Source organism: Butyricicoccus faecihominis (assembly GCF_014648015.1).
Lineage (GTDB): Bacteria > Bacillota > Clostridia > Oscillospirales > Butyricicoccaceae > Agathobaculum > Agathobaculum butyriciproducens.
Map to the genome: position 1 here is coordinate 185,574 of NZ_BMQH01000004.1, position 24,670 is coordinate 210,243.

The 24,670-nt window shown below is 56.1% G+C and carries 23 protein-coding genes; 10 read left to right on the plus strand and 13 right to left on the minus strand.

The window, feature by feature from the left end; translation table 11 throughout:
* Positions 1-28 precede the first annotated feature (28 nt).
* The 5 genes from hpt to IEY11_RS05625 form a co-directional block, all read right to left on the minus strand.
* On the minus strand, positions 29-583 hold the full coding sequence (hpt, locus tag IEY11_RS05605; protein WP_243022094.1) for a hypoxanthine phosphoribosyltransferase: 555 nt from the start codon (positions 581-583) through the stop codon (positions 29-31).
* Positions 573-1,925, minus strand: a complete 1,353-nt coding sequence (gene tilS, locus IEY11_RS05610) for a tRNA lysidine(34) synthetase TilS (protein WP_188886038.1) — start codon at positions 1,923-1,925, stop codon at positions 573-575. Before tilS ends, hpt begins: the two co-directional genes overlap by 11 nt.
* A gap of 3 nt (positions 1,926-1,928) precedes the next feature.
* On the minus strand, positions 1,929-3,296 hold the full coding sequence (gene dnaB, locus IEY11_RS05615) for a replicative DNA helicase (RefSeq protein ID WP_188886039.1): 1,368 nt from the start codon (positions 3,294-3,296) through the stop codon (positions 1,929-1,931).
* Between the two features lie 367 nt (positions 3,297-3,663).
* Complete coding sequence (gene rplI, locus IEY11_RS05620) at positions 3,664-4,110, minus strand: 50S ribosomal protein L9 (RefSeq protein ID WP_110436125.1); 447 nt, start codon at positions 4,108-4,110, stop codon at positions 3,664-3,666.
* A gap of 103 nt (positions 4,111-4,213) precedes the next feature.
* Positions 4,214-6,214, minus strand: a complete 2,001-nt coding sequence (locus tag IEY11_RS05625) for a DHH family phosphoesterase (RefSeq protein WP_116705160.1) — start codon at positions 6,212-6,214, stop codon at positions 4,214-4,216.
* Between the two features lie 168 nt (positions 6,215-6,382).
* On the opposite strand from IEY11_RS05625, the gene IEY11_RS05630 reads away from it, so the two are divergent.
* The 3 genes from IEY11_RS05630 (at position 6,383) to IEY11_RS05640 (ending at position 7,982) form a co-directional block, all read left to right on the plus strand.
* The gene (locus tag IEY11_RS05630) at positions 6,383-6,751 is read left to right on the plus strand and encodes a VOC family protein (protein WP_110436123.1); all 369 of its coding nucleotides are present in this window, start codon (positions 6,383-6,385) and stop codon (positions 6,749-6,751) included.
* A 125-nt stretch (positions 6,752-6,876) separates the two neighbouring features.
* On the plus strand, positions 6,877-7,419 hold the full coding sequence (locus IEY11_RS05635; protein WP_188886040.1) for a chromate transporter: 543 nt from the start codon (positions 6,877-6,879) through the stop codon (positions 7,417-7,419).
* Positions 7,416-7,982, plus strand: coding sequence for a chromate transporter (locus IEY11_RS05640; protein ID WP_118284982.1), 567 nt, complete (start codon positions 7,416-7,418; stop codon positions 7,980-7,982). Before IEY11_RS05635 ends, IEY11_RS05640 begins: the two co-directional genes overlap by 4 nt.
* 198 nt (positions 7,983-8,180) lie before the next feature.
* On the opposite strand, the gene IEY11_RS05645 is transcribed toward IEY11_RS05640, so the two are convergent.
* The 4 genes from IEY11_RS05645 to IEY11_RS05660 all read right to left on the minus strand — a co-directional run bounded on the left by IEY11_RS05645 (position 8,181) and on the right by IEY11_RS05660 (position 12,388).
* Positions 8,181-8,585 (minus strand): C-GCAxxG-C-C family protein, encoded by a 405-nt coding sequence (locus IEY11_RS05645; RefSeq protein WP_188886041.1) that lies wholly within the window; start codon positions 8,583-8,585, stop codon positions 8,181-8,183.
* A gap of 57 nt (positions 8,586-8,642) precedes the next feature.
* Positions 8,643-10,451: an N-acetylmuramoyl-L-alanine amidase gene (locus IEY11_RS05650; protein ID WP_188886042.1), complete on the minus strand. Its 1,809-nt coding sequence runs from the start codon at positions 10,449-10,451 to the stop codon at positions 8,643-8,645.
* Between the two features lie 171 nt (positions 10,452-10,622).
* The gene (locus tag IEY11_RS05655) at positions 10,623-11,189 is read right to left on the minus strand and encodes a hydrolase (protein WP_118478860.1); all 567 of its coding nucleotides are present in this window, start codon (positions 11,187-11,189) and stop codon (positions 10,623-10,625) included.
* A 53-nt stretch (positions 11,190-11,242) separates the two neighbouring features.
* Positions 11,243-12,388, minus strand: coding sequence for an FtsW/RodA/SpoVE family cell cycle protein (locus IEY11_RS05660; protein ID WP_158578275.1), 1,146 nt, complete (start codon positions 12,386-12,388; stop codon positions 11,243-11,245).
* A 499-nt stretch (positions 12,389-12,887) separates the two neighbouring features.
* Between IEY11_RS05660 and IEY11_RS05665 the strand changes: the two genes are divergently transcribed.
* Entirely contained in the window at positions 12,888-14,558 is a 1,671-nt protein-coding gene (locus IEY11_RS05665; protein WP_118729117.1) for a formate--tetrahydrofolate ligase, read from the plus strand.
* A 125-nt stretch (positions 14,559-14,683) separates the two neighbouring features.
* Entirely contained in the window at positions 14,684-15,616 is a 933-nt protein-coding gene (locus IEY11_RS05670; RefSeq protein ID WP_188886043.1) for an AEC family transporter, read from the plus strand.
* Positions 15,617-15,660: 44 nt separating this feature from the next.
* Here the strand turns inward: IEY11_RS05670 and IEY11_RS14870 are convergent, their stop codons facing one another.
* Both IEY11_RS14870 and malQ read right to left on the minus strand, forming a co-directional pair.
* Positions 15,661-16,899, minus strand: coding sequence for an HAD-IA family hydrolase (locus tag IEY11_RS14870; protein ID WP_243183963.1), 1,239 nt, complete (start codon positions 16,897-16,899; stop codon positions 15,661-15,663).
* An 83-nt stretch (positions 16,900-16,982) separates the two neighbouring features.
* Positions 16,983-18,476, minus strand: a complete 1,494-nt coding sequence (malQ, locus tag IEY11_RS05680; protein ID WP_188886044.1) for a 4-alpha-glucanotransferase — start codon at positions 18,474-18,476, stop codon at positions 16,983-16,985.
* A 287-nt stretch (positions 18,477-18,763) separates the two neighbouring features.
* Here malQ and trmB point away from each other — a divergent pair, with 287 nt between their 5' ends.
* Entirely contained in the window at positions 18,764-19,423 is a 660-nt protein-coding gene (gene trmB / locus IEY11_RS05685) for a tRNA (guanosine(46)-N7)-methyltransferase TrmB (RefSeq protein WP_110436112.1), read from the plus strand.
* Between the two features lie 532 nt (positions 19,424-19,955).
* On the opposite strand, the gene IEY11_RS05690 is transcribed toward trmB, so the two are convergent.
* Together IEY11_RS05690 and IEY11_RS05695 are read right to left on the minus strand one after the other, a co-directional pair.
* Positions 19,956-20,594 carry a phosphoribosyltransferase gene (locus tag IEY11_RS05690; RefSeq protein ID WP_118360675.1) on the minus strand — a complete coding sequence of 213 codons (639 nt, stop codon included), beginning with the start codon at positions 20,592-20,594 and terminating at the stop codon, positions 19,956-19,958.
* Positions 20,595-20,654: 60 nt separating this feature from the next.
* The gene (locus tag IEY11_RS05695; RefSeq protein ID WP_118761270.1) at positions 20,655-21,500 is read right to left on the minus strand and encodes a PfkB family carbohydrate kinase; all 846 of its coding nucleotides are present in this window, start codon (positions 21,498-21,500) and stop codon (positions 20,655-20,657) included.
* A 251-nt stretch (positions 21,501-21,751) separates the two neighbouring features.
* On the opposite strand from IEY11_RS05695, the gene IEY11_RS05700 reads away from it, so the two are divergent.
* The 4 genes from IEY11_RS05700 to IEY11_RS05715 are packed head-to-tail and all read left to right on the plus strand — an operon-like array spanning position 21,752 to position 24,557.
* Positions 21,752-23,050 (plus strand): glycoside hydrolase family 10 protein, encoded by a 1,299-nt coding sequence (locus IEY11_RS05700; protein WP_188886045.1) that lies wholly within the window; start codon positions 21,752-21,754, stop codon positions 23,048-23,050.
* A 28-nt stretch (positions 23,051-23,078) separates the two neighbouring features.
* Complete coding sequence (locus IEY11_RS05705; RefSeq protein WP_188886046.1) at positions 23,079-23,819, plus strand: acyl-[acyl-carrier-protein] thioesterase; 741 nt, start codon at positions 23,079-23,081, stop codon at positions 23,817-23,819.
* A complete protein-coding gene (locus IEY11_RS05710) occupies positions 23,816-24,127 on the plus strand; it encodes a hypothetical protein (RefSeq protein WP_118360671.1) in 312 nt (103 codons plus the stop codon). The genes IEY11_RS05705 and IEY11_RS05710 overlap by 4 nt, the downstream gene beginning before the upstream one ends.
* Entirely contained in the window at positions 24,111-24,557 is a 447-nt protein-coding gene (locus IEY11_RS05715) for a HEPN domain-containing protein (protein ID WP_117489955.1), read from the plus strand. Before IEY11_RS05710 ends, IEY11_RS05715 begins: the two co-directional genes overlap by 17 nt.
* Positions 24,558-24,670: the final 113 nt, after the last annotated feature.

The window sequence follows — 24,670 nt, forward strand, 5'->3', positions numbered from 1 at the left end:
CAAATCGGTTTAACACCTCTTCCCTAAATTACTCGCCGCCGTAAACATACGGCTTAAGTACACCGATATACGGCAGATTGCGATACTTTTCCGCGTAGTCGAGACCGTAGCCGACTACGAACTCGTCCGGAATCTCAAAGCCGAGGTAATCCACATCGACGTTGATCTTGCGGCGCTCCGGCTTGGAGAGCAGCGTGCACAGGCGGATGGAGTTCGCGCCGCGTGCTGCCAGAATCTGCATGAGATAGTGCAGCGTTACGCCGGAATCCAGAATATCCTCCACGATCAGCAGGTCGCGGCCGTCGATCGGCTGTGCGATATCCTTGATGATCTGCACCTCGCCGGAGGTCTTGGTGCCCTTGCCGTAGCTGGATACGACCATGAAATCCACGTTGCACGGCGTATCAATGGCACGGGTCAGGTCGGCCATGAACACATAGGAGCCCTTGAGCACACTGACGATTAGCGGGTTCTTATCGCGGTAATCCTCCGTGATACGCGCACCCAGCTCTGCTACCTTTTCGTGAAGCTGCTCCTCGGTAAAGTAAACTTCCTTGATGTCATCTCGCATATTATAAGCCATTTTTTGATAACCCCTTTACTGTAATCTGCAGTGTATTTGCGTTATTTTTGGCTGTTCTGCTGCAGTCCGCACCGATATCCTGCACCGCGATCACGCCGTTTTTATCCGCGATAACGGCCATCGCATTCCGCATATAGCGCGGAATCTTTCGGTCGATCATCAGCTTTTTGAGCGATCTGCTGCCGCCGTTTTCGGTCAGCCGCAGAGTGTCTCCGGTGCGTCGTGTGCGAACACACAGCGATTCAAAATCTATTGTACCACAATCCAGACAAAAAGTATTGAATGTTTTGTAAAAAACTTCGGATTTTTCTAATTTCTTTGCAGTCAGCCTTACCGTGTCCTTCCAGATCATCCCTGCGAATGGTACGGTAAACGGGATTTCCGGCCGCTCGACCGCGGTTTCAGCCTTGGGAATGATGCGCAGAACGTCATATTCACGTCTTGCGAAACAGCCGTTCGGCAAATCGGTTTCCGCAGACGGAGACGCGGTTTCCAACAGATGCTCGAGCGCTGAAATGTGCTTTGCGGTTACGTCTTTGAGCGGCATATCCGCGTTTTCGAGCAGTAGACGCAATGCTCGGCTGCGAACCGCCGATGCGGCCTCCCGCAGAGGCTGAATCTTCCATGCGCCGTTCCCGACTGCACAAAGTTGTACACAGGTCTGTGCATAACTCTGCAGGCAAGTCTCGTCCTGCCGAAGCTGACGTGAAAGCCGTGCTGCCGCCTGCACCGCCTGCGGATTCAATTCCCGCAGAATGGGAACGACCTCTTGACGGAGGCGGTTGCGCGTATAAGCTGTGTCCGCATTGGTGCTGTCAGTCACGAAATCCTGTTCGCGCTCGCGCAGAAAGGCTTCGATTTCCCGCCGCTCAACCTCGATGAGAGGCCGAATGATGCGTCCGCGCACCGGCGGAATGCCCGTGAGACCTTTCGCACCTGTGCCGCGCACCAAATGGAACAGCATGGTCTCCAGATTGTCGTCCGCATTATGCGCCACCGCGATTTTGGCTCCGTGTGCGGCATGCTCCAGCCGTGCATAGCGAATACGCCGCGCGGTCTCCTCTACCGCGGAATCGCCTGCGGCAGCGGCTATGTCCACGCGCTCGACCGTCAGTTTCACGCCGAGCTTCTCACACAGCCTGCGGCAGAAGGCTTCGTCCCGGTCGGACTCTGCACCGCGCAGACAGTGGTTGAGGTGAAACGCCCGCACAGGATACCCCAGCTCGCGCAGACTCAGCAGAAGCGCTACGGAATCCGCACCGCCGGACAGGGCGACAAGCACATTTTCGCCGGTTTCGAGCATCGTATAGTCGGAAATCGTTCGTTTTACCGTATCCAGCATGGCTTACTCCTCGTGAATGCGGTCCGGGTTGGAGAAGGTCGTGTACTGACCGACCCACTGCAGCTCAATGGTGCCGGTCGCACCGTGACGGTTTTTCGCAATGATAATTTCTGCGATATTTTTGTTCTCGCTCTCGTCATCGTAATAATCATCGCGGTAGATAAACATAACGATGTCAGCGTCCTGCTCGATCGCGCCGGACTCTCGCAGGTCGGACAGCATCGGGCGCTTATCCGAGCGCTGCTCGGACGCACGCGACAGCTGCGACAGACACACGACCGGAACATTGAGTTCCTTCGCCATAATTTTCAGCGAACGTGAAATCTCTGCGACCTCCTGCACACGATTATCCATGTGACGGCCGCCGACGTGCATCAGCTGCAGATAGTCGATGACGATCAGACCGAGTTCGTCACCCAGTCTGCGGCATTTCGCCTTGATCTCCGCAACCGTGATGGCCGGATTGTCGTCCACATAGATATTCAGTCCTGCCAGTACGCCGGACGCACGCGCGATCTTTACCCAATCGTCACCGTCCAGATTACCGGTTTTCAGCTTCTGCGACTCAATGAGCGCCTCACTTGACAGGAAACGGCTGGCCAGCTGTTCCTTGCCCATCTCAAGCTGGAACACGCACACGCCGGTGCCCTTTTTGTCGCCGCGCTCCTTATTCTTAACACTTGCCTTAGCCGCATTGAGCGCCACATTGAGCGCAAACGCGGTCTTGCCCATGCCGGGTCGTGCCGCAATGAGAATCAGGTCGGATTTATTGAGACCGGTCAGCGCCGTGTCCAGCGCGTGGAAGCCGGTGGACATGCCGGGAATTTCACTGTCCGACCGGGCACGCTCGTCCAGTTCGGTATACAGATCAGCGATAACCTCAGAAAGCCGTGACAGACCCTTAATTTCACGTCCCTGACGGATGCTGTAAATACGCTGCTCCGCCAGCTCGGCAATGCCGGAGGCTTCACCGTGGGCTTCGAGGGCGTTCTGCTGAATCTCGCTGCCCGCATCCGCCAGCTGGCGCAGCAGGCTCTTGTCACGCACGATGCGGACGTACTCGTTGACGTTCCGCGCACCCGGCGTGACCTCCATCAGCTGAAAGAGATACGCGCGGCCGCCGGCCTCGTCGTAGTAGCCCATGCGCGTGAGCATATCCAGAACGGTTACCGGGTCAATACGCTGTGCGCCGTTGAACATCGAGTAGATAGTCTCAAAGATGCGCTTGTTTTCTTCCGCGTAAAAATCATCGGCGCGCACCTGCTCGATGACCTCGGGAATGCAGTTCGGATCGACCAACATCGCGCCTAAAAGCGACTGCTCCGCAGTCAGATCCTGCGGCACCTGCCGCATCAAAAGTTCGTCGGGCACTTACTTACCTCCCTCCGCTAACAAATTGAGAATGGAAAATAGAGAATTGAGAATGAGGAACAAAAAATGACAACGCAGGCATCGCCTGCGTCAATCAAATCCTGCTTTGCTTGCAAAGCGCAACCTCAGATGCAGCCGTACCGAATGGTACGGCGAGCATCTCGGTCCCGCCGCAGCGACCGTGCGTTCCACGCACGGCATGAAATAGGACACGGCATTGCCGTGTCCGTAAAAAGTCGCGACATGCGCGTGACTTTTTACACCCCGACCCAGCGCTCTTGGAGCGCGTCCGGGGGTATCGCCGGTCGGTTTCTCCGGAACCGACCGGCGTATATAGGGGGTATTGGATACCCCCTATAGATGCAGATTACGCCTCGACTACCTGCACCAGAATCTCGCCTGCGATATCCTGATACAGCTTTGCCTTTACGCGGTGTACACCGAAGGTCTTGATCGGCTCCTCGAGCACGATCTTCTGCTTCGGTACGTTCAGACCGTACTGCTTGTTCAGCTCCTCAGCGATTTCCTTGGAGGTAACAGCGCCGAACAGACGGCCGCCCGTGCCGCCCTTGGCCGGAACCTTTACCGGGCTCTCCTTGAGCTTCTCGGCTGCCTCGCGGGCTGCCTGCTGCTCGAGTGCGATCTTGCGTGCGTGTGCCTCATCCTGCGCCTTCTTGACGTTCAGGTTATCCGCGGTTGCCGGCTCTGCCAGACCGCGCGGCATCAGGAAGTTGCGGCCGTAGCCCTCGCTGACCTCGATCAGCTCGCCCTTTTTGCCCTTGCCCTTAACGTCGGCCTTGAGAATTACTTTCATGGTGATTACTCCTTTTGTGTTTGCTATATCGAATGCGGCGAACAGCTTCGCCTGCTTTTCGGTCTAATTACGGCTGTCGTGAAACGCCTTTTCCGACAGACTGTTATTTGTTTTCGTCCTGTTTCTCGGTCCGCTGATCGTCGAAGTAGCCGCGAATGGCATCCGTGATCAGCTTGTCGGCCTCCTCCGGCGTGGTGTTTTTTAGCTGTGCACCGGCCGCCGAATGGTTGCCGCCGCCGCCGAGTCTCTCCATCAGCAGCTGCACATTGACGTGGCCTGCCGCACGAGCGGAAACCGCCATATCATCGCCGCTGCGGAACGCAACAACGCTTGCATGTGTGCCGATGATGGACAGCAGCTCGTCTGCTGCCTGTGCGGCCGCAATACGGTCTACCTCCTCGCCGGTGATAGCGAAGATAACGCCCTGACCGCAGTTGCGCGCGGACGAGATCAGCTTCTGACGTTCCATATACTGGTCAAAGCTGGACTGGAACAGGCGCTTGACATCGCTCGACTCCGCACCTGCGCGGCGCAGATACGCTGCCGCCTCAAATGTGCGGACGCCGGTGCGCGTTGCAAAGCCCTTGGTATCCAGATAAATACCTGCCAGCATGGCTTCCGCCTCGCAGGTGAGGATGCCGCTGGTCGGCACAAGATACTGCAGCAGCTCGCTGACCAGCTCGGATGCGGACGACGCATACGGCTCGTGCAGGGATACGACTGCGTTCTCGATATAATCTGCCGCACGGCGGTGATGATCAATGACTGCGATCTTGTTGATGGATTCGAGCAGCGCCGCGCTCTCCACATAGCCGGGACGGTTTACGTCCACCACGATAAGCAGCGTGTTGAAATCGCACGCGATCATCGCATCCTCGGCGCTGATGAACACGCCCTTGTACTCAGACTGGGTTTCCAGCCGTTCGATCAGGTCATTTGCCATGGTGTGCTGACGGTCCACAACAATGTGCACCGGTCTGCCCTTGACACGCGCGGCACAGACCATACCGGCAGCAGCGCCGATGGCGTCCATATCGCTGTTCTTGTGGCCCATGACCAGCACCTGAGACGAGTCGCGGATCAGCTGGCTGAGTGCGTTGGCAACCACGCGGCTCTTGACCTTGGTGCGCTTCTCGACTTCCTCGCTCAATCCGCCGAAGAAGGCAAAGTTAAATTTATTCTTGATAACCGCCTGGTCGCCGCCGCGGGACAGCGCCATGTCGACAGCGAGTCCGGCAAACTGATAGCTTTCTGCAAGCGTTTCGCCGTCGCGTCCGATACCGATGGACAGGGTAGCTACAACGCCCTCGTGGTTCTCAATTTCGCGCACCTCCTGCAGAACAGAGAACTTGCGCGCGACCAGCTTGTCCAGCTCGGCGTTTTCGATCACGAAGATATACTTGTCGCGGTCATACTTGCGCAGTACGGCGCTTGAGTCCTTCACCCAGGCAAACAGACGTTTGTCAATGCCCGCCAGAATGTTGGATTTTTCCGAGTCGGTGGTGTTCTTGACCAGCTCCTCGTAGTTGTCGATCGCGATAACCGCGATAGCCGGACGGGTAGTCTCAGCCGCATCCCGCAGACGGACAAACTCGGTGCAGTCGATAAAATGCAGCATCATCAGCTGTCCCGCACCGCTCTGCACCATACTGCCGAATACATGGTACTGCCGCTTGCCGATGCCAAGCTCTCCCGGGAACGCGGTCTGCCCCTTGATGAGCCAGCCGGTCTCAAACGTCGGTGCGATCTCGCCCATGCGAACGCCGCTTACCGCAGTCCCCCGACCGCTGATTTCCGCAAATGCGTCATTCGCCCATACGATCTCGCCCGTGGTAGCCAGCGCAACAGCTGTCGGCAGCGGCGAGCGCGTCACCGCCGGACGGATCTCTCCGCCGTCTACCTCGATGTTGTTCATCAGCTCCTGCACCTGCCGCCGCCGTGCCGCATTCATGCGCAGCGAAACAATCCGCAGGATGATGCACACCACAATACCTGCCGCACCGTACACGCGGGAGAAATAAAGTCCCACGACTGCAAACAGGAAAAACAGCACATAAAAAATTACGCTGTTGGGAGCCAGCATATTCTGTAATCTCTTTTTCAAACCCCTGCCTCCTTTTTGGGACGCAAATATTCAACCTAATTATAGCAAGCCATTGTAGAAATTTCAACACTAAATGCAAACCGGTTTTGTATCTTTTCGCCGTCCGCTTGCAATTTCTGCGGCTTCATGGTACAGTAACCGTAGATTCGCAATCAGGAGGATATCATTATGCAATTTTCGTTTGCACACAACAATTTTAATGTCCGCGATCTGGACCGCTCGCTTTCTTTTTATAAGGAGGCTCTCGGTCTGACCGAATCCAGCCGCATCAACGCACCGGACGGCAGCTTCATTATTGTATACCTGACCGATGGCGTAACGCCGCATCTGCTCGAGCTGACGTGGCTGCGCGACTGGGACAAGCCGTACAACCTCGGTGACAACGAGTTCCACCTGGCCTTCCGCGTGGATGATTTCGATGCCGCGCACGCAAAGCACAAGGAAATGGACTGCATCTGCTTTGAAAATCCGGCAATGGGCATCTATTTCATCTCCGACCCGGACGGCTACTGGCTGGAAGTCATTCCCGCAAAGTAAACAGAAAACGCTTGGAGCTGCTGCTTTGAGCGTTTTTTTCATTCTCTTAACAGGATTATTCTGTTCATTTTTCGATAACGGGTGTATACTATTGAAGTTATCTCCTGACGAAAGGACTGTATCATTTGAATCCTTACCTTGATCTATATCTCACATGTGCACGGATTGGCGTATGCACGTTCGGCGGCGGCTATGCCATGCTGCCGATTCTGCAGCGCGAGGTCGTTGAAAACCGTCACTGGGCAACTGAGGACGAGCTGATGGACTACTACGCCATCGGCCAGTGCACCCCGGGCGTTATCGCGGTGAACACCGCCACGTTCATCGGCTGCAAGACGCACGGCATTCTCGGCGGCATTGCCGCCACGGCGGGCATGATCACGCCATCGCTGATTATTATCACGATTATCGCCGCATTTATCCAGCAGTTTGCGCATCTGGCTGTCGTGCAGCACGCGTTTGCCGGAATCCGCATCGCGGTCTGCGCGCTCGTGCTGCAGTCCGTGTGGAAAATGGCGAAAAAGGGCGTTGTTGACGTGCCGACCAGCGTTATCCTGCTCGTTACGTTCGCGGCTGTCGCCTTCTTCGGCGTATCGCCGGTTGTGATGGTCATTGTGGCCGCTATTGCCGGTATCGCTATCGGCATGATCAGGAGGAGACGCGCATGATCTTCCTTCAGCTGTTTTACGAATTTTTCAAGGCGGGTCTGTTCGCCATCGGCGGCGGACTGGCGACCCTACCCTTCCTCAAGCAGATTTCGCTGCGGTATCCGTGGTTCACGCCGAACGATCTGATGGACATGATCGCAGTCTCCGAATCCACACCCGGTCCGATGGGTGTCAACTCGGCAACGTATGCAGGCTTCCACGCGGCCGGCATTCCCGGTGCCCTCATGGCAACCTGCTCGCTTGTGCTGCCGTCGGTCATCATCATCATTCTGGTATCGCGTGCGCTTGATAAGTTCCGCGACTCTCCACTGGTCAAGAACGGCTTTTACGGTCTGCGTCCGGCGTCCGCGGGTCTGATCTTCGGCGCAATGCTCGAGGTGTTTGTCGCAGCGCTGCTGCATACGGAAAACTGGTCAGGCATCGCAAGTCTCGGCTCGGTCATCAATGTTCCGGCGATAATTATTTTTCTCGTGCTGTCGCTCGGTATCTGGAAGCTCAAAAAGCTGCACCCGATCGTGTTTATCCTGATCGGCGCGGTATGCGGCATTGTGTTTAATCTGTAAGTTTTGATTTGTTATCGTGCAGATTCTCTGTGGAACGGCGGGATGGGGCATCCCGCCCTACCCGATACATTCTGCCAAATGTTTTGTCGCATACACCATAATCACACGACATACCGTAGGGCGGGGTGACCTCACCCCGCCGCTACCCTCCGAATTGCACAAAAAATCCCTTTCTCAGTCGAGAAAGGGATTTTCTTTTTATTTCGTGAGGTATTCCTCAATCAGCTCACACGCATCCTCAATGCAGCCCGGACAGGAGCGCCGTACATTGCCGTCGGCTACGCCCTTGAGGTCGCGGCACAGATACGCGCCGTTCTTCTGCTCAAACTTCTCCTTGAGCATTTTCGTGACCTTATAGGTCTGACCCTTGGTCGTGCCCGGCTGATCCAGTCCTGCGCTATTCTTCATGCCCGCGAGCATGAACGCACCGCTCAGCGCGCCGCACATCTCCATGCAGCCCATGCCAAAGCCGAAGCCTTCCGCCATTTTATAGGCGGTCTCCCTATCCAGACCAGCCAGATCGCAGTACGCGCAGGCCACCGCCTGTGCGCAGTTGTAGCCCTGATTGTGAAAATCCTGTGCCAGTTTTGCCCGTTCTGTCATAACAAATATCTCCTTCTGTTAAAGCAAACCGCGCCTGAAAGACGCGGTGTTGCCTCTTTAATACTGTACCTGCGTGAAATAATACAGGATCGCATTGCGCTGTGCACGCGCCTGCTTCTGCCAGTCCTCATCACTGTCGATGAACTTCTGGTCCTCCTCGTTATCAATGAAGCAGAATTCACTCGTCAGCGCCGGAATATTCAGCGCCGCTGCTGCACGGTTGGTGTAATAATAATCGCCGTGGCTGCCCTCGCGGAACACGATCTGGCGAATCGGAACACCCAGCTTTTCGTACTCGTCGAGCAGCGCCTGCGCCAGAATTTTGGTCGGGCCGCCGTTCTTGTCCGCAATCTGCGCCAGAATTTCCGCTCCGCGTGCAGTGGTGTTGGCTGCATTGTGGTGGATACTAAAGAACAGGTCCGCCGAGGACGCATACTGTTTCATAACAGCGCCGCGCAGCGTCAGCTCGCTGCCTTCCTCAAGGGTATCGCGCACCATGATAACCTTTGCACCGGCTGCCTCAAGGTACTGCTTGAGGTACTGCGCCACATACAGGTTGACATGCTTCTCATCGAGCGAACCACCGTTGTTCCCGCCGACATCGCTGCCGCCGTGACCCGGGTCGATAATGACCGTCATCACGCCATCAATGTGCGAGGTGCGCGGCGGCTGTATCGGATCGTTATCCTCGTCGCCGCTGACGTAGTCGCGCACGCGCGTCAGGTAAGCCGCACTGCAGTAGCGGCCGCTGCCCGAAGCGTTATCCATGATATGTGCCCAGCCGTTGCTGATGCTGTCAACCGCGATTTCCGCACCGTTTTTCAGCACGCCGACCAGCGTACCGGAGGTGCTCGGGCTCGAGCGGACAGACAGCTCGGAGTCCACGGTTACACGGTACACGCCGCTTGTGAACGTCTCGGCGGGCGTATCCGGCGTTGTCGGCTCAGTCGGCGTCGTCGGCTCGTCGGGAGTCGCCGGTGTACTCGGCGTCGAAGGTGTGCTCGGCTTGGAGACAGTCGGCTCGGTCTGCTTATCGACCGCCGCATTGTAATCTCTTACGCGAACCAGATAATCCGCGCTGCAGTAACGGCCGCTGCCGCCTGCGCTGTCCAGCAGATGTGCCCAGCCGTTCGACAGCTTATCCACGATAACCAGAGCATCCTTGGCGTACTCGCCGACTTCGGAATAGGTTTTGCCCGGACCGCTGCGCACGGTCAGCGCCGAATTGACGTTAACGCGGTACACACCGGTCGTGAACGAAGCCGGAATCGGTGCAGGTGTCGGTGTTTTAAGCGAAACCGTGCGGCTGGGTACGTCGTAATTCGCCGTAAAGCCGAGTGCAGCCGCCATATCGGCAATCTTGTAGTAGTTGTTTCCGTTGATGATGTAACCGTCGAACGAAACCTTTTTGCCGTTCACCTTGACGATAGCCGTGGTGGGTTTGCCTGCCGCGCTGGACAGTGCCTTCGTGTTCAGCTCTCCGCCGACCGCGGTGTAGTTCTTGCCGGTCGTCAGGGTGATAACGTTGGTGGACTTCTCCCAGCCTACCTCAAACTCTGCGGTGCTGTTGCGCAGCAGATACGCTACATCGCGCAGCTTGAAATAATTATACTTGTTAATTAAGTACGCCTGCGGATTGGTCACCGCCTTGCCGTTGAGCTGAAACGCGTGCGTGGTCTTTGCCGCGCTGACGACCGCTCTCGCCTGCGGCAGATCCTGTGTCAGATCCCGCTCGGCGGCAGTCTCGGTCGTGATGGCTGTGGTCTCTGTCTCCGCGGCATCCTGCGGCAATTCTGCGGCCGCCGCACCCGCTGTCATATATATCGCCGCACTCAGAAATACCGCGATCATTCGTTTGAAACGCATTCTTGAACCTCCATGCTGTTTCGCCGGTGGGTTGCTTTCCTGCATGCCCGCTGCGGGCATTCTTAATGGTATTTTACCACAAAACATGGCACATTTCAACGAAATATGACGAAACCGGGGCATTGTAATATTACAAATGCCCCGATTATTCCATATAAGTACAATATTTCGTTAAATCTCTTCCATCTGCCTGTTGATGGAATCCTCGCAGGAACGCATGGCGTCCAACGTTTGCTGCCACAACTCCTCGAGCGTCAGTCCGCACAGCTCTGCGCCGCGCTCGATGACCTCACGCGAGCAGCCTGCCGCGAACTTTTTATCCTTGTATTTCTTCTTCAGGCTCTTGAGCTCCATGTCCTGCACGCTCTTGGACGGGCGCATGAGCGCCGCCGCACCGATCAGACCAGTCAGCTCATCGGCTGCATACAGCAGCTTTTCCATCTCGTGCTCCGGCTTGATGTCCACGCAAATCGCCCATCCGTGGCTGCATACCGCATGAATAATGCTCTCATCTGCACCGCCTTCGCGCAGCAGCTCAGATGCCTTGACACAGTGCTGCTCCGGCCACTGCTCGAAATCAATGTCGTGCAGCAGGCCGACAATGCCCCAGAATTCCGGGTCATAGCCGCGCTGCTCCGCAAAACAGCGCATGACGCCCTCAACCGTCAGCGCATGCCGTAAATGGAACGGCTCCGCGTTGTACCTGCGAAGAAGCTCCCATGCTTGTTGTCTGGTCATTTTACAAAATCCTTTCTGGCATTTTCAATGTATGCATAGGGGGAGTGCCCATATCAGTTCTGCAGCCAGCTTGGCTTTTCTCGCATTCTGACGCCTGCGGCGATGCCGAGCGCGGCGAACATGGTTACGATAGACGTACCGCCGTAGGAGAAGAACGGCAGCGTCAGGCCCATGACAGGCAGCAGACCGACATTCATAAAGATATTCATAAAGGTCTGGAACAGCAGCATGCCGCTTACACCGACCGCAATCAGCGCCGAAAACGGCGTGGAGGCGCGGTACGCCACATAAAACAAACGGATGATCAGCGCCATCAGCAGAATGATGATGAGCAGGCAGCCGAGGAAGCCCAGTTCCTCACCTGCGACCGAGAAAATGTAGTCGGTCTGGTTCTCCGGCACATACTGCATCTGGGTCATCGTGCCGTTGGTCCAGCCCTGACCGGTGAACTGCCCCGAGCCGATGGCGATCTTGCCGTAGGTCGCCTGTCGGGACTGCTCCACGTCAATGGACGGGTCAAACAGCACGAGGATGCGCGTTTTCTGGTAATCCTTGAGCACATAATTCCACAGGATCGGCACGCTTGCGATACCGACTCCGGCAGCAATGCCCAGCCACTTGAGCGGCAGACCGGCCGAGAACAGCATGATAACCGCGATCATCAGGTACTGGATCGCCATGCCGGTGTCGCCCGACGAGAGCACGACCGCCCCCATCATTACCAGCGTGTGCAGACCGACCGAAACCAGTCCGCGCCATTCGGTGATATGATCCTGTATTTCGGTCATGTGCGCGGCAATCGTGAAGATGAAGATCAGCTTGCCGAGCTCACCCGGCTGCAGGCTTGTCACGCCCAGATTGAGCCATGCACGCTGGCCGTTGACCTCAGTGCCGAGCGGCGTAAACAGCAGAAACTGCAGCAGAATGTTGCCGATCACGAATATTTTCCATAGGTCGCCCAGATTTTCCAAGTCAATCAGACTGAGCGCAATAAATGCCGCCAGACCGAGAATGATCGCGGCACCCTGTACATACAGGTTTTTCGTCGAGCCGTCCAGTGCCGTCACCGGGTTGAGCGTTGCCGAGTAAATGAGGAACATGCCGTAGATCGAGCAGATCAGTCCCAGCAGCATCAGATACAGGTCGGTGTTTTTGATATAATGCGTAACAGAGTGTACAATGGAACGAGCAGTGTCCATCAAACCCCTCCCTTTCAAAATGGAAAATTGAGAATTGAGCATCGGAAATTAAGGTATCGCCGCAAAGCGGCGGAATTAAGGCAATACCGCATAATTGAACAAGAGTGATTTGCGAGTAAATTTTGCGTACTGACGAGGCACAGTTTTGCGGTAATACTTGATGTATTACCGTAAAACTTCGGCAGCGCGGACGGAACTCGCGCAAGGAACCGAAGCCAAAGTCAGGACACAAAATTTCCGCAAAGCACCGCGGCAGTGCGACCGGAGCCTGCACAAGGAGCCGCCGCTTTAATTGTGCGGTGTTGCCTTAAATTGCAGTGCTTTGCACTGCCACACTCATTTTCCATCCTCAATTACATTTCTATATGATACCACAACACACCCCTCTTTGCGAGTAACAATTTCGGCAAATTTTTCGCGTGCTTGTATGGAAAACCGGACGAAGTATTGATATAATGAATATATTATGTTACCCGCTGCAAAATAGAGGAGGAATTTCATGTTATCCGATATTGAAATCGCACAGGGCTGTCAGATGCGCCCGATCACCGAGGTTGCCGCCGCTGCCGGTCTGGATGCCGATGATCTGGAACTGTACGGCAAGTACAAGGCAAAGCTGTCCGCAGACGTGTGGACCAAGGTGAAGGAAAAGGAAAACGGCAAGCTGGTCCTCGTTACCGCCATCAACCCGACGCCTGCCGGCGAGGGCAAGACCACGACCTCGGTCGGTCTGGGTCAGGCACTGTGCAAACAGGGCAAAAACGCGATTATCGCACTGCGTGAGCCGTCTCTCGGTCCGGTATTCGGCATCAAGGGCGGCGCGGCAGGCGGCGGCTACGCGCAGGTTGTTCCAATGGAGGACATCAATCTGCACTTTACCGGCGATATGCACGCCATCACGGCAGCAAACAACCTGCTGTGCGCCATGCTGGACAACCACATGCAGCAGGGCAATCTGCTGAACATTGATCCGCGCCGTATTGTGTTCACCCGCGTAATGGACATGAACGACCGTGCTCTCCGCAACATCACCATCGGTCTGGGCGGCAAGGTGAACGGTGTGCCGCGCGAGGACCACTTCATGATCACCGTAGCGTCCGAGGTTATGGCTATCCTGTGTCTGGCCGCTGATCTGGACGACCTGAAAAAGCGTTTCGGTGATATTCTGGTGGCATACAGCTACACCGGCAAGCCGATCTACGCACGCGACCTGCATGCAGAGGGCGCCATGACGGCACTGATGAAGGATGCCATCAAGCCCAACCTGATTCAGACGCTCGAGGGCACGCCCTGTCTGATGCACGGCGGTCCGTTCGCCAATATCGCACACGGCTGCAACAGCGTGCAGGCAACCAAGCTGGCACTCAAACTGGGCGATATTGCCATCACGGAGGCAGGCTTCGGTGCTGACCTCGGCGCAGAGAAATTCATGGACATCAAGTGCCGCAAGGCTGGACTGGCTCCGGACTGCATCGTACTGGTTGCGACCGTCCGCGCGCTCAAGTACAACGGCGGTGTAGCCAAGGCTGATCTCAATCAGCCGAACATGGATGCGCTGAAGCACGGTATCTGCAATCTGGATGCACATCTGGATAACATGAAGAAGTTCGGCGTACCGGTCGTTGTTGCCGTCAACGCATTCCCGACCGACACTGACGAGGAGATGGATTTCATCCGCGAGCACTGTGCCGAGCGCGGTGTGCGCGTAGCACTCTCCGAGGTATTTGCCAAGGGCGGCGAAGGCGGTCAGGCGCTGGCCGACGAGGTTCTGGCTGTGCTCGACGAGGGCAAGGCCGACTTCCACATGCTGTATGAGGATTCGCTCCCGCTCGAGGACAAGATCCGCAAGATCGCCAAGGAGATTTACGGTGCACTCGGCGTGACCATCGCGCCTGCCGCAAAGAAGGAGCTGGCAAACATCACCGAGATGGGCTACGGCCACCTGCCGGTCTGCGTTGCAAAGACGCAGTATTCACTCTCCGATGACGCATCGCTGCTCGGCCGTCCGACCGAATTTGTTGTCAACGTACGCACCGCTCGTCTGGCTGCCGGTGCAGGCTTTGTTGTTGTAGAGACCGGCTCGATCATGACCATGCCCGGTCTGCCCAAGGTTCCGGCTGCAGAGAAGATCGACGTAGACAGCAACGGTAAGATCACCGGTCTGTTCTAAGGCAACACCGCACAATTAAAGCTGCGGCGGTATTGCCCTAAATACAATGCAAATGAAGAGTGGAGAGAACACCGGCTGCGGTATGCTCTCCACTTTTCCCTCTTTTTTGCTGTGAAAGTGATATTATGCAAATCAGTCTTATTTTAGCGCAGCAGATTGCCGAGCTGTTTCTCATTCTTCTGATCGGCTGCGTGCTCGTCAAGGCCCGGCTGCTCAAAAGTGCGGACAGCCGCGTGCTGTCGGTCGTGATGGTGTATGCGGTTATGCCATGCGTCATCATCAACGCCTTTCAGGTGGATTACACCCCTGCCGTTGTTACCGGATTGCTGTACGCCTTTGTACTGGCGATTGCGCTGCACGCGCTGCTTCTTCTGCTGGCGCGGCTGCTACGCCGTCCGCTGCGGCTGGATGTGATCGAGCGCACCTGCATCATCTACACGAATGCGGGCATTCTGGTCATTCCGTTGGTGCGAGCGCTGCTCGGCGAGGATTATGTGATCTATTCCTGTGCGTTCCTCGTCGTACAGCAGGTTCTCCTGTGGACGCACTGCCGCAGTCTGCTCTGCGGTACGCGCGGCTTCGAGTGGAAAAAGATCATCGGCAATGTCAATATCATCGCTATTTTGATCGGCGGTGCACTGTTCATCCTGCGGCTGCCGCTGCCCGGTCTGGTGAACGATTTGTTTTCTCAGCTTGGCGCGATGGTCGGCCCGATCGGCATGCTGCTGGCCGGTATCGTTATTGCGGACACGCCGCTCCGCCAGCTGTTTATGCGCCGTCGGCATTATGTTCCTGTGCTGCTGCGGCTGATTATCTGTCCGATTATCACAGTACTGCTGCTTCGCGTCATCGGTGCGGCAAGCTGGATTCCAGATGGACACAGCATTCTGCTGACCGTGTATCTCGCGTGCATCACGCCTGCATGCGCTACGGTTACTTCGATGGCGCAGCTTTATGACCGCGATGCTGAGTATTCCAGCGCACTGTATGTGCTCACAACGCTGTTTTCCATTCTCACCATGCCGCTGATGGTATGGGTGTTTGAGGTGCTCATTTAACAAAAAACCGTGTATTTCAGATGAAATACACGGTTTTCTTTTTGTCAGAAGCCCAGTTTTTCACCGATGAGCACGACCTCACAGCTTTCAAATCCGCTCGGCACGCCCATATGAATGACCATGGCGCGGCAGATACGCTCCGGACTTTTACAGTTGTGACACCTGCCGTCAACCGCACAAGGCGTTTTTTTATTCAGCCGCTTGGCATTGAGCGGAGCGGCAATATTTCTTGCCCGCTCGATGGCGCTCTGCAGGTCGGGACGCAGCTTGTTCACGCCGCACACAAAAATGCAGCGTTTTGGTCCGAACAGCGTGGCCGCCACGCGATTGCACTTGCCGTCGATATTGACGATCTCGCCAGTCTCGCTCAGTCCGTTCGCTGAAGAAAGGTAAATGTCCGGCATCTGGCAGTACACGCCCTTGTCGATCCAATGCCAGTGCGCGTCCGTGCTGTCCGCAAAGTTCTCCGGAAAACCAAGCTGCTTCATCGTCATTGAGCCGCCCATCGACACGGATTTGCCTGCACAGGTGTCTCTCAGGTAGGAAACTGCCTCATCTTTCGTTTCAAAGTAGCGGAAACCAAAGCCGTAATCGGTCAGAGCCTTTTCCGCCTTGCTTACATCGGGCACGCCGTACGCAAACAGCGGCAGCAGATCGCTCGGCTCATATGCGAGCGCGTCCGCACCGGATGCACGCAGTTCCTCCGCCGAGCGGAATCCCCAGGTAACACCGATGGCGGTCAGTCCTGCGTTTACTGCGGTCTGCATATCGGTCGCGCTGTCACCGATGTACAGCGTGGTTTCCTTTTGACCGCCCAGCTCGTCCAACAGTCCGAGCACACTCGTCGGATCCGGCTTGCGTGGGATATTCGGCCGTTCGCCATAGGTAATGTGCACCAGATTGCCGAAATAGTGCTCAATCAGCGCTTTCGCAGCGGAATCGTACTTATTCGACAGCACACCGACCGTCACGCCGTTCTCCTTGAGCGTTTCGAGCACCGAAACAATGCCCTCATACGGATGCGTGCGATTCATCATGTGCTCTCCGTAGAACGCGCGGAAATCCGCCAGACAGGTATCGATCATCTCGTCCGTGCGGCTCTCCTCGGGAATGCTGCGCTCGACCAGCTTGCGCACGCCGTTGCCGATACGGATGCGCGTCTGCTCCATGCTCACCGGCGGAAAGCCATGCTTCTCGACGGCATAGGTCACGCTGTCGCGCAGATCACCGAGCGTGTTGAGCAGCGTACCGTCCAAATCAAAAATGGCCGTTGTAATTTTCATACATATTCGTCCTTTTCTTGTCCATGAAAATAGAATACCGCACCACAGAATCCCGTGATGCGGTATCATTATAGCACATTTTCTTACCCGCGCATATACGTCTTGGTAATTTCACCGAGCATGGACGAAACCGTCGGGTTGAGCGCTTCCGCGCGCACGCGCCAGCGCCAGTTTTTGCCGCCGATGGTGGCAGGCGTATTCATGCGGGAATCCGCACCGAGCGAGAGCAGATCCTGCAGGGTCGTCATAGCGATGTTCGCCGAGGACGCCCATACGCACTTGATGGCACTCCAGCCCATGGCCTCGGCGTGCGAGGTACGCAGATACCGGTATGCAAACTGCTTTTCCGACTCGGAGCAGATGTCCATGATCTGCTCGCACACGGTCTGCGAGTCATGGGTCGAGGTGTAGACGATGCTGTTCGGCTTATAGTTGTGCGGCAGATGCTCGTTGTCGTAATCCGGCGTAAAGCCGAAAATCAGCACGCGCATGCCCGGGAAACCGCTTTCTTCGAGCAGCTTCTTGACCTCATCGGTCTGCACGCCGAGATCCTCCGCGATGAGCGGCACCGGACCGAGCGCCTTCTCGATGGCGTTAAACAGCTCCATGCCGGGACCCTTGCGCCACTTGCCGTTGATGGCGGTCTCCTCGTCCGCGCCGACCTCCCAGTAAGCGGCAAAACCGCGGAAATGGTCGAGACGCACCACGTCGAACAGCGCCATGTTGCTCTTCATGCGCCAGATCCACCACGCGTAGTTTTCCGCCTTGTGCGCCGTCCAGTTGTACACGGGGTTGCCCCACAGCTGACCGGTTGCAGAATAGTAATCAGGCGGTACGCCTGCTACCAGCTTGGGGCTGCGGTCAGGCTTTAGCTTGAACAGCTTGGGGTGTGTCCATACATCGGACGAGTCGGCGGAAACGTAAATCGGGATGTCACCGATGATCTGAATGCCCTTTTCGTTGGCATACTCGCGCAGCGCCGTCCACTGCTTGAAGAAGATATACTGCAGGAAAATCCGGAAATCCACCTCGTCACGCAGTTCTTCCGTCACTTTTTCAAGTGCTGCAGGCTTGCGGTCGCGCACATCCTTGTCCGGCCACATGTAGACCGGCATGTGATGGTATTTCTCCTCCTTGAGCGCCATAAACAGCGCGTAATCCGGCAGCCATTCGCTGTTCTTCTCGGTGAAGGCGGCGATTTTCTCGCGCATTTCCGGTGTCACGCGGCTGTACGCCTTGCGGAACAGCGGCCAGCGGGTATCGGCCAGCTGCTCGAAATCCGCGGCATCCGCCGAAGCGTTGAAGTCGCCCTGACGAACCTCATCCGCGGTGAGCAGACCGTCCTCAACGAGCAGATCCATGTCGATCAGATACGGATTGCCTGCCGCTGCCGAAAAGCACTGGTACGGCGAATCGCCGAAGCCGGTATGACCGAGCGGAAGCACCTGCCAGTAGGTCTGGTGCGCCGCCGCCAGAAAATCTACAAAATCACGGGCGGTCTTGCCCATGGTGCCCACGCCGTGCGGCGAAGGCAGTGAAGTGACGTGCGCAAGCACGCCACTGGAACGCTTAAACATATCCTTCTCTCCCTCTGTCAGTGGATCTGTTGTTATTATAGCACAGATGTAGCATTTAACCAAGAACTATCTGCAAATTTGCATATTTTTTGTGAAAGTTGTGGTCTTTCTGTAAATTTAGCTGAGATAACGGTTGTGTCATACTATATCTCTGTGGTATAATATTATGTCTATTATTGCAGAAGATGTGCCGCAGACCGGAGTATTCTGCGGCAGCTTACTCTTTTTTCGTCCCGTTTGAGGACAGTTTTCCGTACTATAACACTGATGTAAGGGGTTTATCACGCATGAGAATGCGCAAAAAGAAAAACTTGGACGTTCGATTTGCCGCCTGCGCGGACGTTATGGCGTTTGAGCCGAAGGAAAAACGCGGCAAGTGGCGCGCCCTGTTCGGCAACGACAATCCGATCCATCTGGAGATCGGCTGCGGCAAGGGCCGTTTTGCCATCGGCATGGCTGAGCAGCACCCGGATGTGAACTTTATCGCGGTCGAGCGCGAGGAAGGCGCGCTCATTATGGCAGCCGAGCGCTGCCAGCAGCAGCCGCTGCCCAATCTGCGGTTTGTATCCTTCGACGCGGCTGAGCTGCGCGAGGTGTTCGCGCCCGGTGAGGTGGACCGCATTTACCTGAATTTTTCCGATCCGTGGCCGCCTAATCGTCAGCGCAAGCGCCGCCTGACCTGGCGTGCGTATCTGGAAGTATATGACGAAATCCTGCGTCAGCAGGGTGACCTGTGCTTCAAGACCGACAACCAGCGCTTTTTCGAGTGGAGTCTGCAGGAGATCTGCCAGTTTGGCTGGCTGATTCAGAATATCTCGCTCGATCTGCATAACTCGGACTTTGAGGGCAATGTCATGACCGAGTATGAGGAGAAGTTCTCCGCGGAGGGCTACCGGATTTATCGTCTGGAGGCACGCCGCCGTCTGCCGGAATTTCTGAAAAAGTAAACGAAAGAGGAAGGTCTTTACCTTCCTCTTTTGCTTTTTCAAAGTTCCGGTTATCAGTATTGTTTGTTAGTCTCTGCCAGACGGTGGTTGAGCGCTTGCGAAGCGAACGAAATCTTGCCTGCCCGGCAGGAGCACAAGAGGGTAGACACCAAGGTTTCCACCCTCTTGTGAATCACCCCTTTCCTAAGATAGTCTGGCGCAGACCAGAGACCGGCGACCGCTTCGAAAATGGGGAACGGCAGAGGATTTTTTCTTCCGTAGGGGCGCACAGAGTGCGCCCATTTCTCTACCTATTCGCAGTGTCAGATTCCATACTGCTACACATACCATTTCATCTCTGCAAGCGCGACACAAGGTGAATTGCCCGAAGGGCAAGAGAGGAGCCCCTGGGGGATGACAGTGTCGCGCAACTCGTTTGCGCGTTGTTACGGACGGCACCTACGAATTTCACCTATTCGTCAACTCCTACCTCCTACCTTGTGGAATCTCTGCACACGAAAAAAGAGGAAAGCACACGCTTTCCTCTTGCCCGTTACAGCTTATTGTACCCTCTCGGGGTGACGATTGCATCCAGCGGAGTGCCTGCGGCACAGTCCGGGCAGGCTTTGCCGCGCACAAAGTTCTGGTAATGCGGGAAATCCGCGCCGGAGAACAGGCTGACAACCTTTTTTCCGCTCAGCTCGCTGATATTGGAGAACAACGCCGCAAAGCCGGAAACGCGGCCGCCGTAATACTCAACGCACTCCTTCGCCTGCGAGAAGGTCTGACCGGTGGATGCGGAATTGACCAGCACAAGCACATTACGGTGCTCGATCATATGGCGCAGGTTATCCGAGAACACAAACTGACCGTTAACGTTGCTGTCCGGCTCGACAAGATAAATATCCTTGCCGCTGTTGACATTGCCCATGCCCACGCTCGACAGCTCACCGGCGAGATACGCGCCGATGTACTCCGTGCCTTCCATGCACAGCAGTGTATCAATGCTGGTGGACGATAACTGATATGCAATGCTGCGCGCGGCTTCTCTGGACATTGCCATGCTGTGCTTGATCTCGGACATATCAATATAGTAGTTGATGTGCGAATGATTCGTGGCAAAATGCCCCGGTATCGCGTCCGCGTAAAGTCGCTTGTTCACACGGGAGGTAATGCGGATCGACTGCTTCATACAAAAACCACCTTTCTTACAGCGCACCCCTATCGGGGAATATCTGAGAATCTATCTATATTATACCTCAGTCCGGTTCTCGTGGCAAGAAAAAAGGCGCGGCAGCAGCTTTTCAAATTGCACACCATGCATAGGGTCGGTATGCTGCGCGGCAGTGTAGGCGATGCAGTCCTTGACGAACTCGCCGGCGAGCGCACAGGCATCGGCAAGCGCCCTGCCGTTCAGCAGTGCGCCGAGCACGACCGCCGCAAACAGGTCTCCGGTGCCGGGGTAATACTGCGCGATCCTCTCGTGCAGACTGATGGTGCCGCCATCCGCAGACAGACAGCCGGAGCCGACCTTCCCAGGCTCGTAATCCAGGCCGGTCAGCACAACCTGTGCGCCGTAGCGGCTGTGAAGTGCATGCAGCCACTCCTGCGCTTCCGTTTCGTTCTGCGGTGCGGAGGCCGGGTCGCGGTCGAGCAGGATCGCCGCTTCGGTCGTATTCGGCGTGATGATATCCGCAATTTCGCACAGTTCGCGCATACGCGTGCACATTTCAGGTGTATAGGTAGCGTAGACCTCGCCGTTATCGCCCATCACCGGGTCGATGAACGCCGTGCCGTTTTCGGATTTCAGCCGCAGCACAGCATCCCGCACACAGTCGATCTGATCCGCTGAGCCGAGAAAGCCCGCGTACACCGACTCAAACCGTAACCCTAACCGGTCGTACTGGTCAATAACACGCGGCATAACGCCGGTCAGATCGACTGTTTCCCAGCCGGGAATGGCCATGTGCGTGGAAAAATATGCGGTCGGCAGCGGCACGCACTGGTGTCCTGCCGCCGAAATCGCTGCAATGATCGGCACAAGCGACGAACGTCCGAAACCCGACAGATCGTGCAGCGCTAAAACCTTTTTCTGCATGGATTTGCTCTCCTTCTCACTCTATGGCAACACCGTACAATTAAAGCTGCGGCGGTATTGCCCTGTCTGTATTTCAGCATACAATGAAAAGCCTTTTCTGTCAACGCACCTGTCTGCCAGAATTCACATTATGTACTTAAATTTCCCGATCGGTTGTGGTATAATATAGGGTAACAAATTGGCGAAGCTGCTTTCACAAGCAGGGTATGCAATGGTTATGAAAGCAGCTTCCGGATAAAAGGAGATTCTTCATGCTGAAAAAACGCATTCTATCCATCGTGCTGGCGCTGACCATGCTGATGGTACCGGGCGCTTACGCCGCTCAGCCCGCAAAGGACGATATGCGCGGTGTCTGGGTCGCGTCCGTACATAATATTGATTTTCCCTCCGAGCAGGGCATGACCGCCGACCAGCTCAAGGCCGAGGCCGATACCGAGCTGGACAATATTGCCGCAATGGGCCTGAACACGGTCTTCCTGCAGGTGCGGCCTTCCGCAGATGCGCTGTATCCGTCCGAGCTGTTCCCGTGGAGCCGCTATGTCAGCGGCACGACCGGTCAGGCACCGGACGGCAGCTTTGACATCCTCGGCTACTGGGTAACCGCAGCGCACGAGCGCGGTCTGCAGCTGCACGCATGGATTAACCCATACCGCATTACGATTGACGGCGAGGACGAATGGAATGCAATCCCGGATTCCAGTCCGGCCAAGCAGCATCCGGAGTGGGTTGTCAAATACAACGACAACTACTACTTCGATCCCGGTATTCCGGCGGTGCAGCAGCTTGTCGTGGACGGTGCGGCTGAGATCGTCAAGAATTACGACGTGGACGGCATCCATCTGGATGATTATTTCTATCCGGGTACGGATTTTGCCGATGAGGCGACTTACGAGCGCTACGGTCAGGATTTCAGCAAGATCGGTGACTGGAGACGCGACAACGTCAACACACTCATCGCTGCTCTGGATGAGACACTGCATACGCTGGATAAGAACCTCTCGTTCGGTGTCAGTCCCGCCGGTATCTGGGAAAACAAGAGCGCAAACTCCAAGGGCAGCAACACGCAGGGGCAGTCCTCGTTCAGCGAGCTGTACTGCGATTCCCTGCAGTGGATCAACGCCGGTACCGTAGACTATATCTGTCCGCAGCTGTACTGGTCGATCGGCTTTGAGCCTGCTGACTTCCAGACGCTCGTCAAGTGGTGGCAGAAGGCGGTTTCCACCAGCGATGTAGCGCTGTACATCGGCATCGGCGCATACCGTTCGGCGGAAGCGCAGCCCGGTGATACCTGGTACGGCACGGATGAAATCGAGCGTCAGCTTACTCTGCTCGATGACAGCATTGATATTCAGGGCGAGGTATTTTTCAGCTATGCCTCTCTCGAGTCCATCGACGGCTGTCCGGCCTTCCTGACCGCGCACTACGCGGCGGATAAGCCGGTCACCAAGCCGGATGCCGACAATTCCGGCACCATCACCCAGGAGGAAGCACAGCGGCAGGCTACCCTGCTGGATATGCTTTCCCGCTTTATCGTTTCCCTGTTCCGCTGACCGCACATTTTTTCGGAGGTGCATTCCCATGGTCGATCTACTCACCCGTGAATATGAGGTGAATTACAGCCACATTGACAACCGCGGCATTGCCAAGCCGTCCTTCCTGTGGAATATCATGCAGGACGCAGCGACCGTCCACGCAGAAGCGCTGCACATCGGTCCGCTCGATCTGCGGATCGTGTGGGTGCTCTCGCGTATGAAAGCGCGGCTGACACGTCCGCTGCTGCCGTATGAGCGGCTGCGGTGCGAAACGTGGTGTCCGGGCATCAAAGGTGCAAGCTGGTACCGCAGTTTCTCGTTCTTTGTGGATAACAAGCCGGTCGGCGACGCACAGTCCATGTGGGTAACGCTCGACCCGGAGACCCGCCGTATTGTGCGTCCGGGCGCATTTCCCGAAGCCGAGCAGTATCTGCACACCTCCCGCGGAGAGCTGTTTGCGCCGCTGCCCAAGCTGTCGTGCGACAATGTGCGCCTGCATCATGTTCACGAGGTCCGTTATTCGGATCTGGATGTCAACAATCATGTCAACAACGTGCGTGCGGTCGAGCTGATCTCGGACGCGCTCGACCTGTACAAGCAGCCGGGTTTTGTCTCCGAGCTGCAGGTCAACTACACCGCCGAAACCGCCTGCGGCGAATCGCTTTCGCTGCTGACCGGCACGGCGGACAGCGCACGTTACATTCGCGGTGAAGCCGATGGCAAAACCCGCTTCGAGGCGCTTGCCACGCTTTCGCCGCTGCCCGACCCGAAGGAGGGATTGGTATGACACAAGCGATCGAGCAGGCTGTATGCGATATTTTGGGCGCGTGCCAGCCGGTCAAAATCATCCTGTATGCGGAAAAGCGTACGATGGCAACCGACAAGCTCAAGGCATTCAGCCTTTGCATTATCGTGCCGGAAAGCGCCAACTGCCGCACACTGCGCACACACCTGCACCTGGCGATCACGGTTTCCGTGCCCGTCAGTCTGAGCGTTTACACCACCGAGGAATGGGCGGAGCTTTGCACGGACAGTACCTCGTATGCCGCATGGATTGCCCGGAAAGGCAAGGTGATTTATGACCAGGCGACGTAAAGGTGCATCCGACAGCTGTTTTTACTACAAATGGCTGGACAAGGCGCTGTGCGATCTGCAGGCCGCACGTCTGCTGCTGACCTATGGCGGCGATCATTACAACATCGCGTTCCACTGCCAGCAGGCGATTGAAAAGGCGCTGAAAGGCTATCTGCTGTTCCGCACCGGACGGCATTTTGACGGACACAATCTGACGTACCTGTGCCGTCAGGCGATTCAGCTGGACTCGAAGGCGTTCTCCGAATATCTGGACGAGAGTGCAGCGCTCAACGATTTATATATTGAGACGCGGTATCCAACCGACCTGCCGTTTGAGATTGATGAGCTGGAGGTCCGCCGGTATCTGGATATGGCAGAGCGGATGTTTGCCGCGATTCGGCAGCAGCTGTATGAGGGCGGGAGACCGCATGAGATTGTGCAAAGACGATAAATCTGTCTTAAAACGTGAAATTTTCGCTTGCGAAGCGAACGGAATCTTGCCTACCCGGCAGGGGCACAAGAGGGTAGACACCTGCGGTTTCCACCCTCTTGTGAATCACCCCT

Excerpts from the sequence above, each read along its gene's own strand:
- tilS (WP_188886038.1), bottom strand. The coding sequence starts at position 1,925 with ATGCTGGATACGGTAAAACGAACGATTTCCGACTATACGATGCTCGAA.
- IEY11_RS05710 (WP_118360671.1), top strand. The coding sequence starts at position 23,816 with ATGACACAAGCGATCGAGCAGGCTGTATGCGATATTTTGGGCGCGTGC.
- IEY11_RS05690 (WP_118360675.1), bottom strand. The coding sequence starts at position 20,594 with ATGAAGCAGTCGATCCGCATTACCTCCCGTGTGAACAAGCGACTTTAC.
- rplI (WP_110436125.1), bottom strand. The coding sequence starts at position 4,110 with ATGAAAGTAATTCTCAAGGCCGACGTTAAGGGCAAGGGCAAAAAGGGC.
- IEY11_RS05630 (WP_110436123.1), top strand. The coding sequence starts at position 6,383 with ATGCAATTTTCGTTTGCACACAACAATTTTAATGTCCGCGATCTGGAC.
- IEY11_RS05705 (WP_188886046.1), top strand. The coding sequence starts at position 23,079 with ATGGTCGATCTACTCACCCGTGAATATGAGGTGAATTACAGCCACATT.
- IEY11_RS05665 (WP_118729117.1), top strand. The coding sequence starts at position 12,888 with ATGTTATCCGATATTGAAATCGCACAGGGCTGTCAGATGCGCCCGATC.
- IEY11_RS05695 (WP_118761270.1), bottom strand. The coding sequence starts at position 21,500 with ATGCAGAAAAAGGTTTTAGCGCTGCACGATCTGTCGGGTTTCGGACGT.
- trmB (WP_110436112.1), top strand. The coding sequence starts at position 18,764 with ATGAGAATGCGCAAAAAGAAAAACTTGGACGTTCGATTTGCCGCCTGC.
- IEY11_RS05645 (WP_188886041.1), bottom strand. The coding sequence starts at position 8,585 with ATGACAGAACGGGCAAAACTGGCACAGGATTTTCACAATCAGGGCTAC.
- IEY11_RS05660 (WP_158578275.1), bottom strand. The coding sequence starts at position 12,388 with ATGGACACTGCTCGTTCCATTGTACACTCTGTTACGCATTATATCAAA.
- hpt (WP_243022094.1), bottom strand. The coding sequence starts at position 583 with ATGGCTTATAATATGCGAGATGACATCAAGGAAGTTTACTTTACCGAG.
- IEY11_RS05655 (WP_118478860.1), bottom strand. The coding sequence starts at position 11,189 with ATGACCAGACAACAAGCATGGGAGCTTCTTCGCAGGTACAACGCGGAG.
- IEY11_RS05650 (WP_188886042.1), bottom strand. The coding sequence starts at position 10,451 with ATGCGTTTCAAACGAATGATCGCGGTATTTCTGAGTGCGGCGATATAT.
- IEY11_RS05715 (WP_117489955.1), top strand. The coding sequence starts at position 24,111 with ATGACCAGGCGACGTAAAGGTGCATCCGACAGCTGTTTTTACTACAAA.
- IEY11_RS05670 (WP_188886043.1), top strand. The coding sequence starts at position 14,684 with ATGCAAATCAGTCTTATTTTAGCGCAGCAGATTGCCGAGCTGTTTCTC.
- IEY11_RS05640 (WP_118284982.1), top strand. The coding sequence starts at position 7,416 with ATGATCTTCCTTCAGCTGTTTTACGAATTTTTCAAGGCGGGTCTGTTC.
- IEY11_RS14870 (WP_243183963.1), bottom strand. The coding sequence starts at position 16,899 with ATGAAAATTACAACGGCCATTTTTGATTTGGACGGTACGCTGCTCAAC.
- malQ (WP_188886044.1), bottom strand. The coding sequence starts at position 18,476 with ATGTTTAAGCGTTCCAGTGGCGTGCTTGCGCACGTCACTTCACTGCCT.
- IEY11_RS05700 (WP_188886045.1), top strand. The coding sequence starts at position 21,752 with ATGCTGAAAAAACGCATTCTATCCATCGTGCTGGCGCTGACCATGCTG.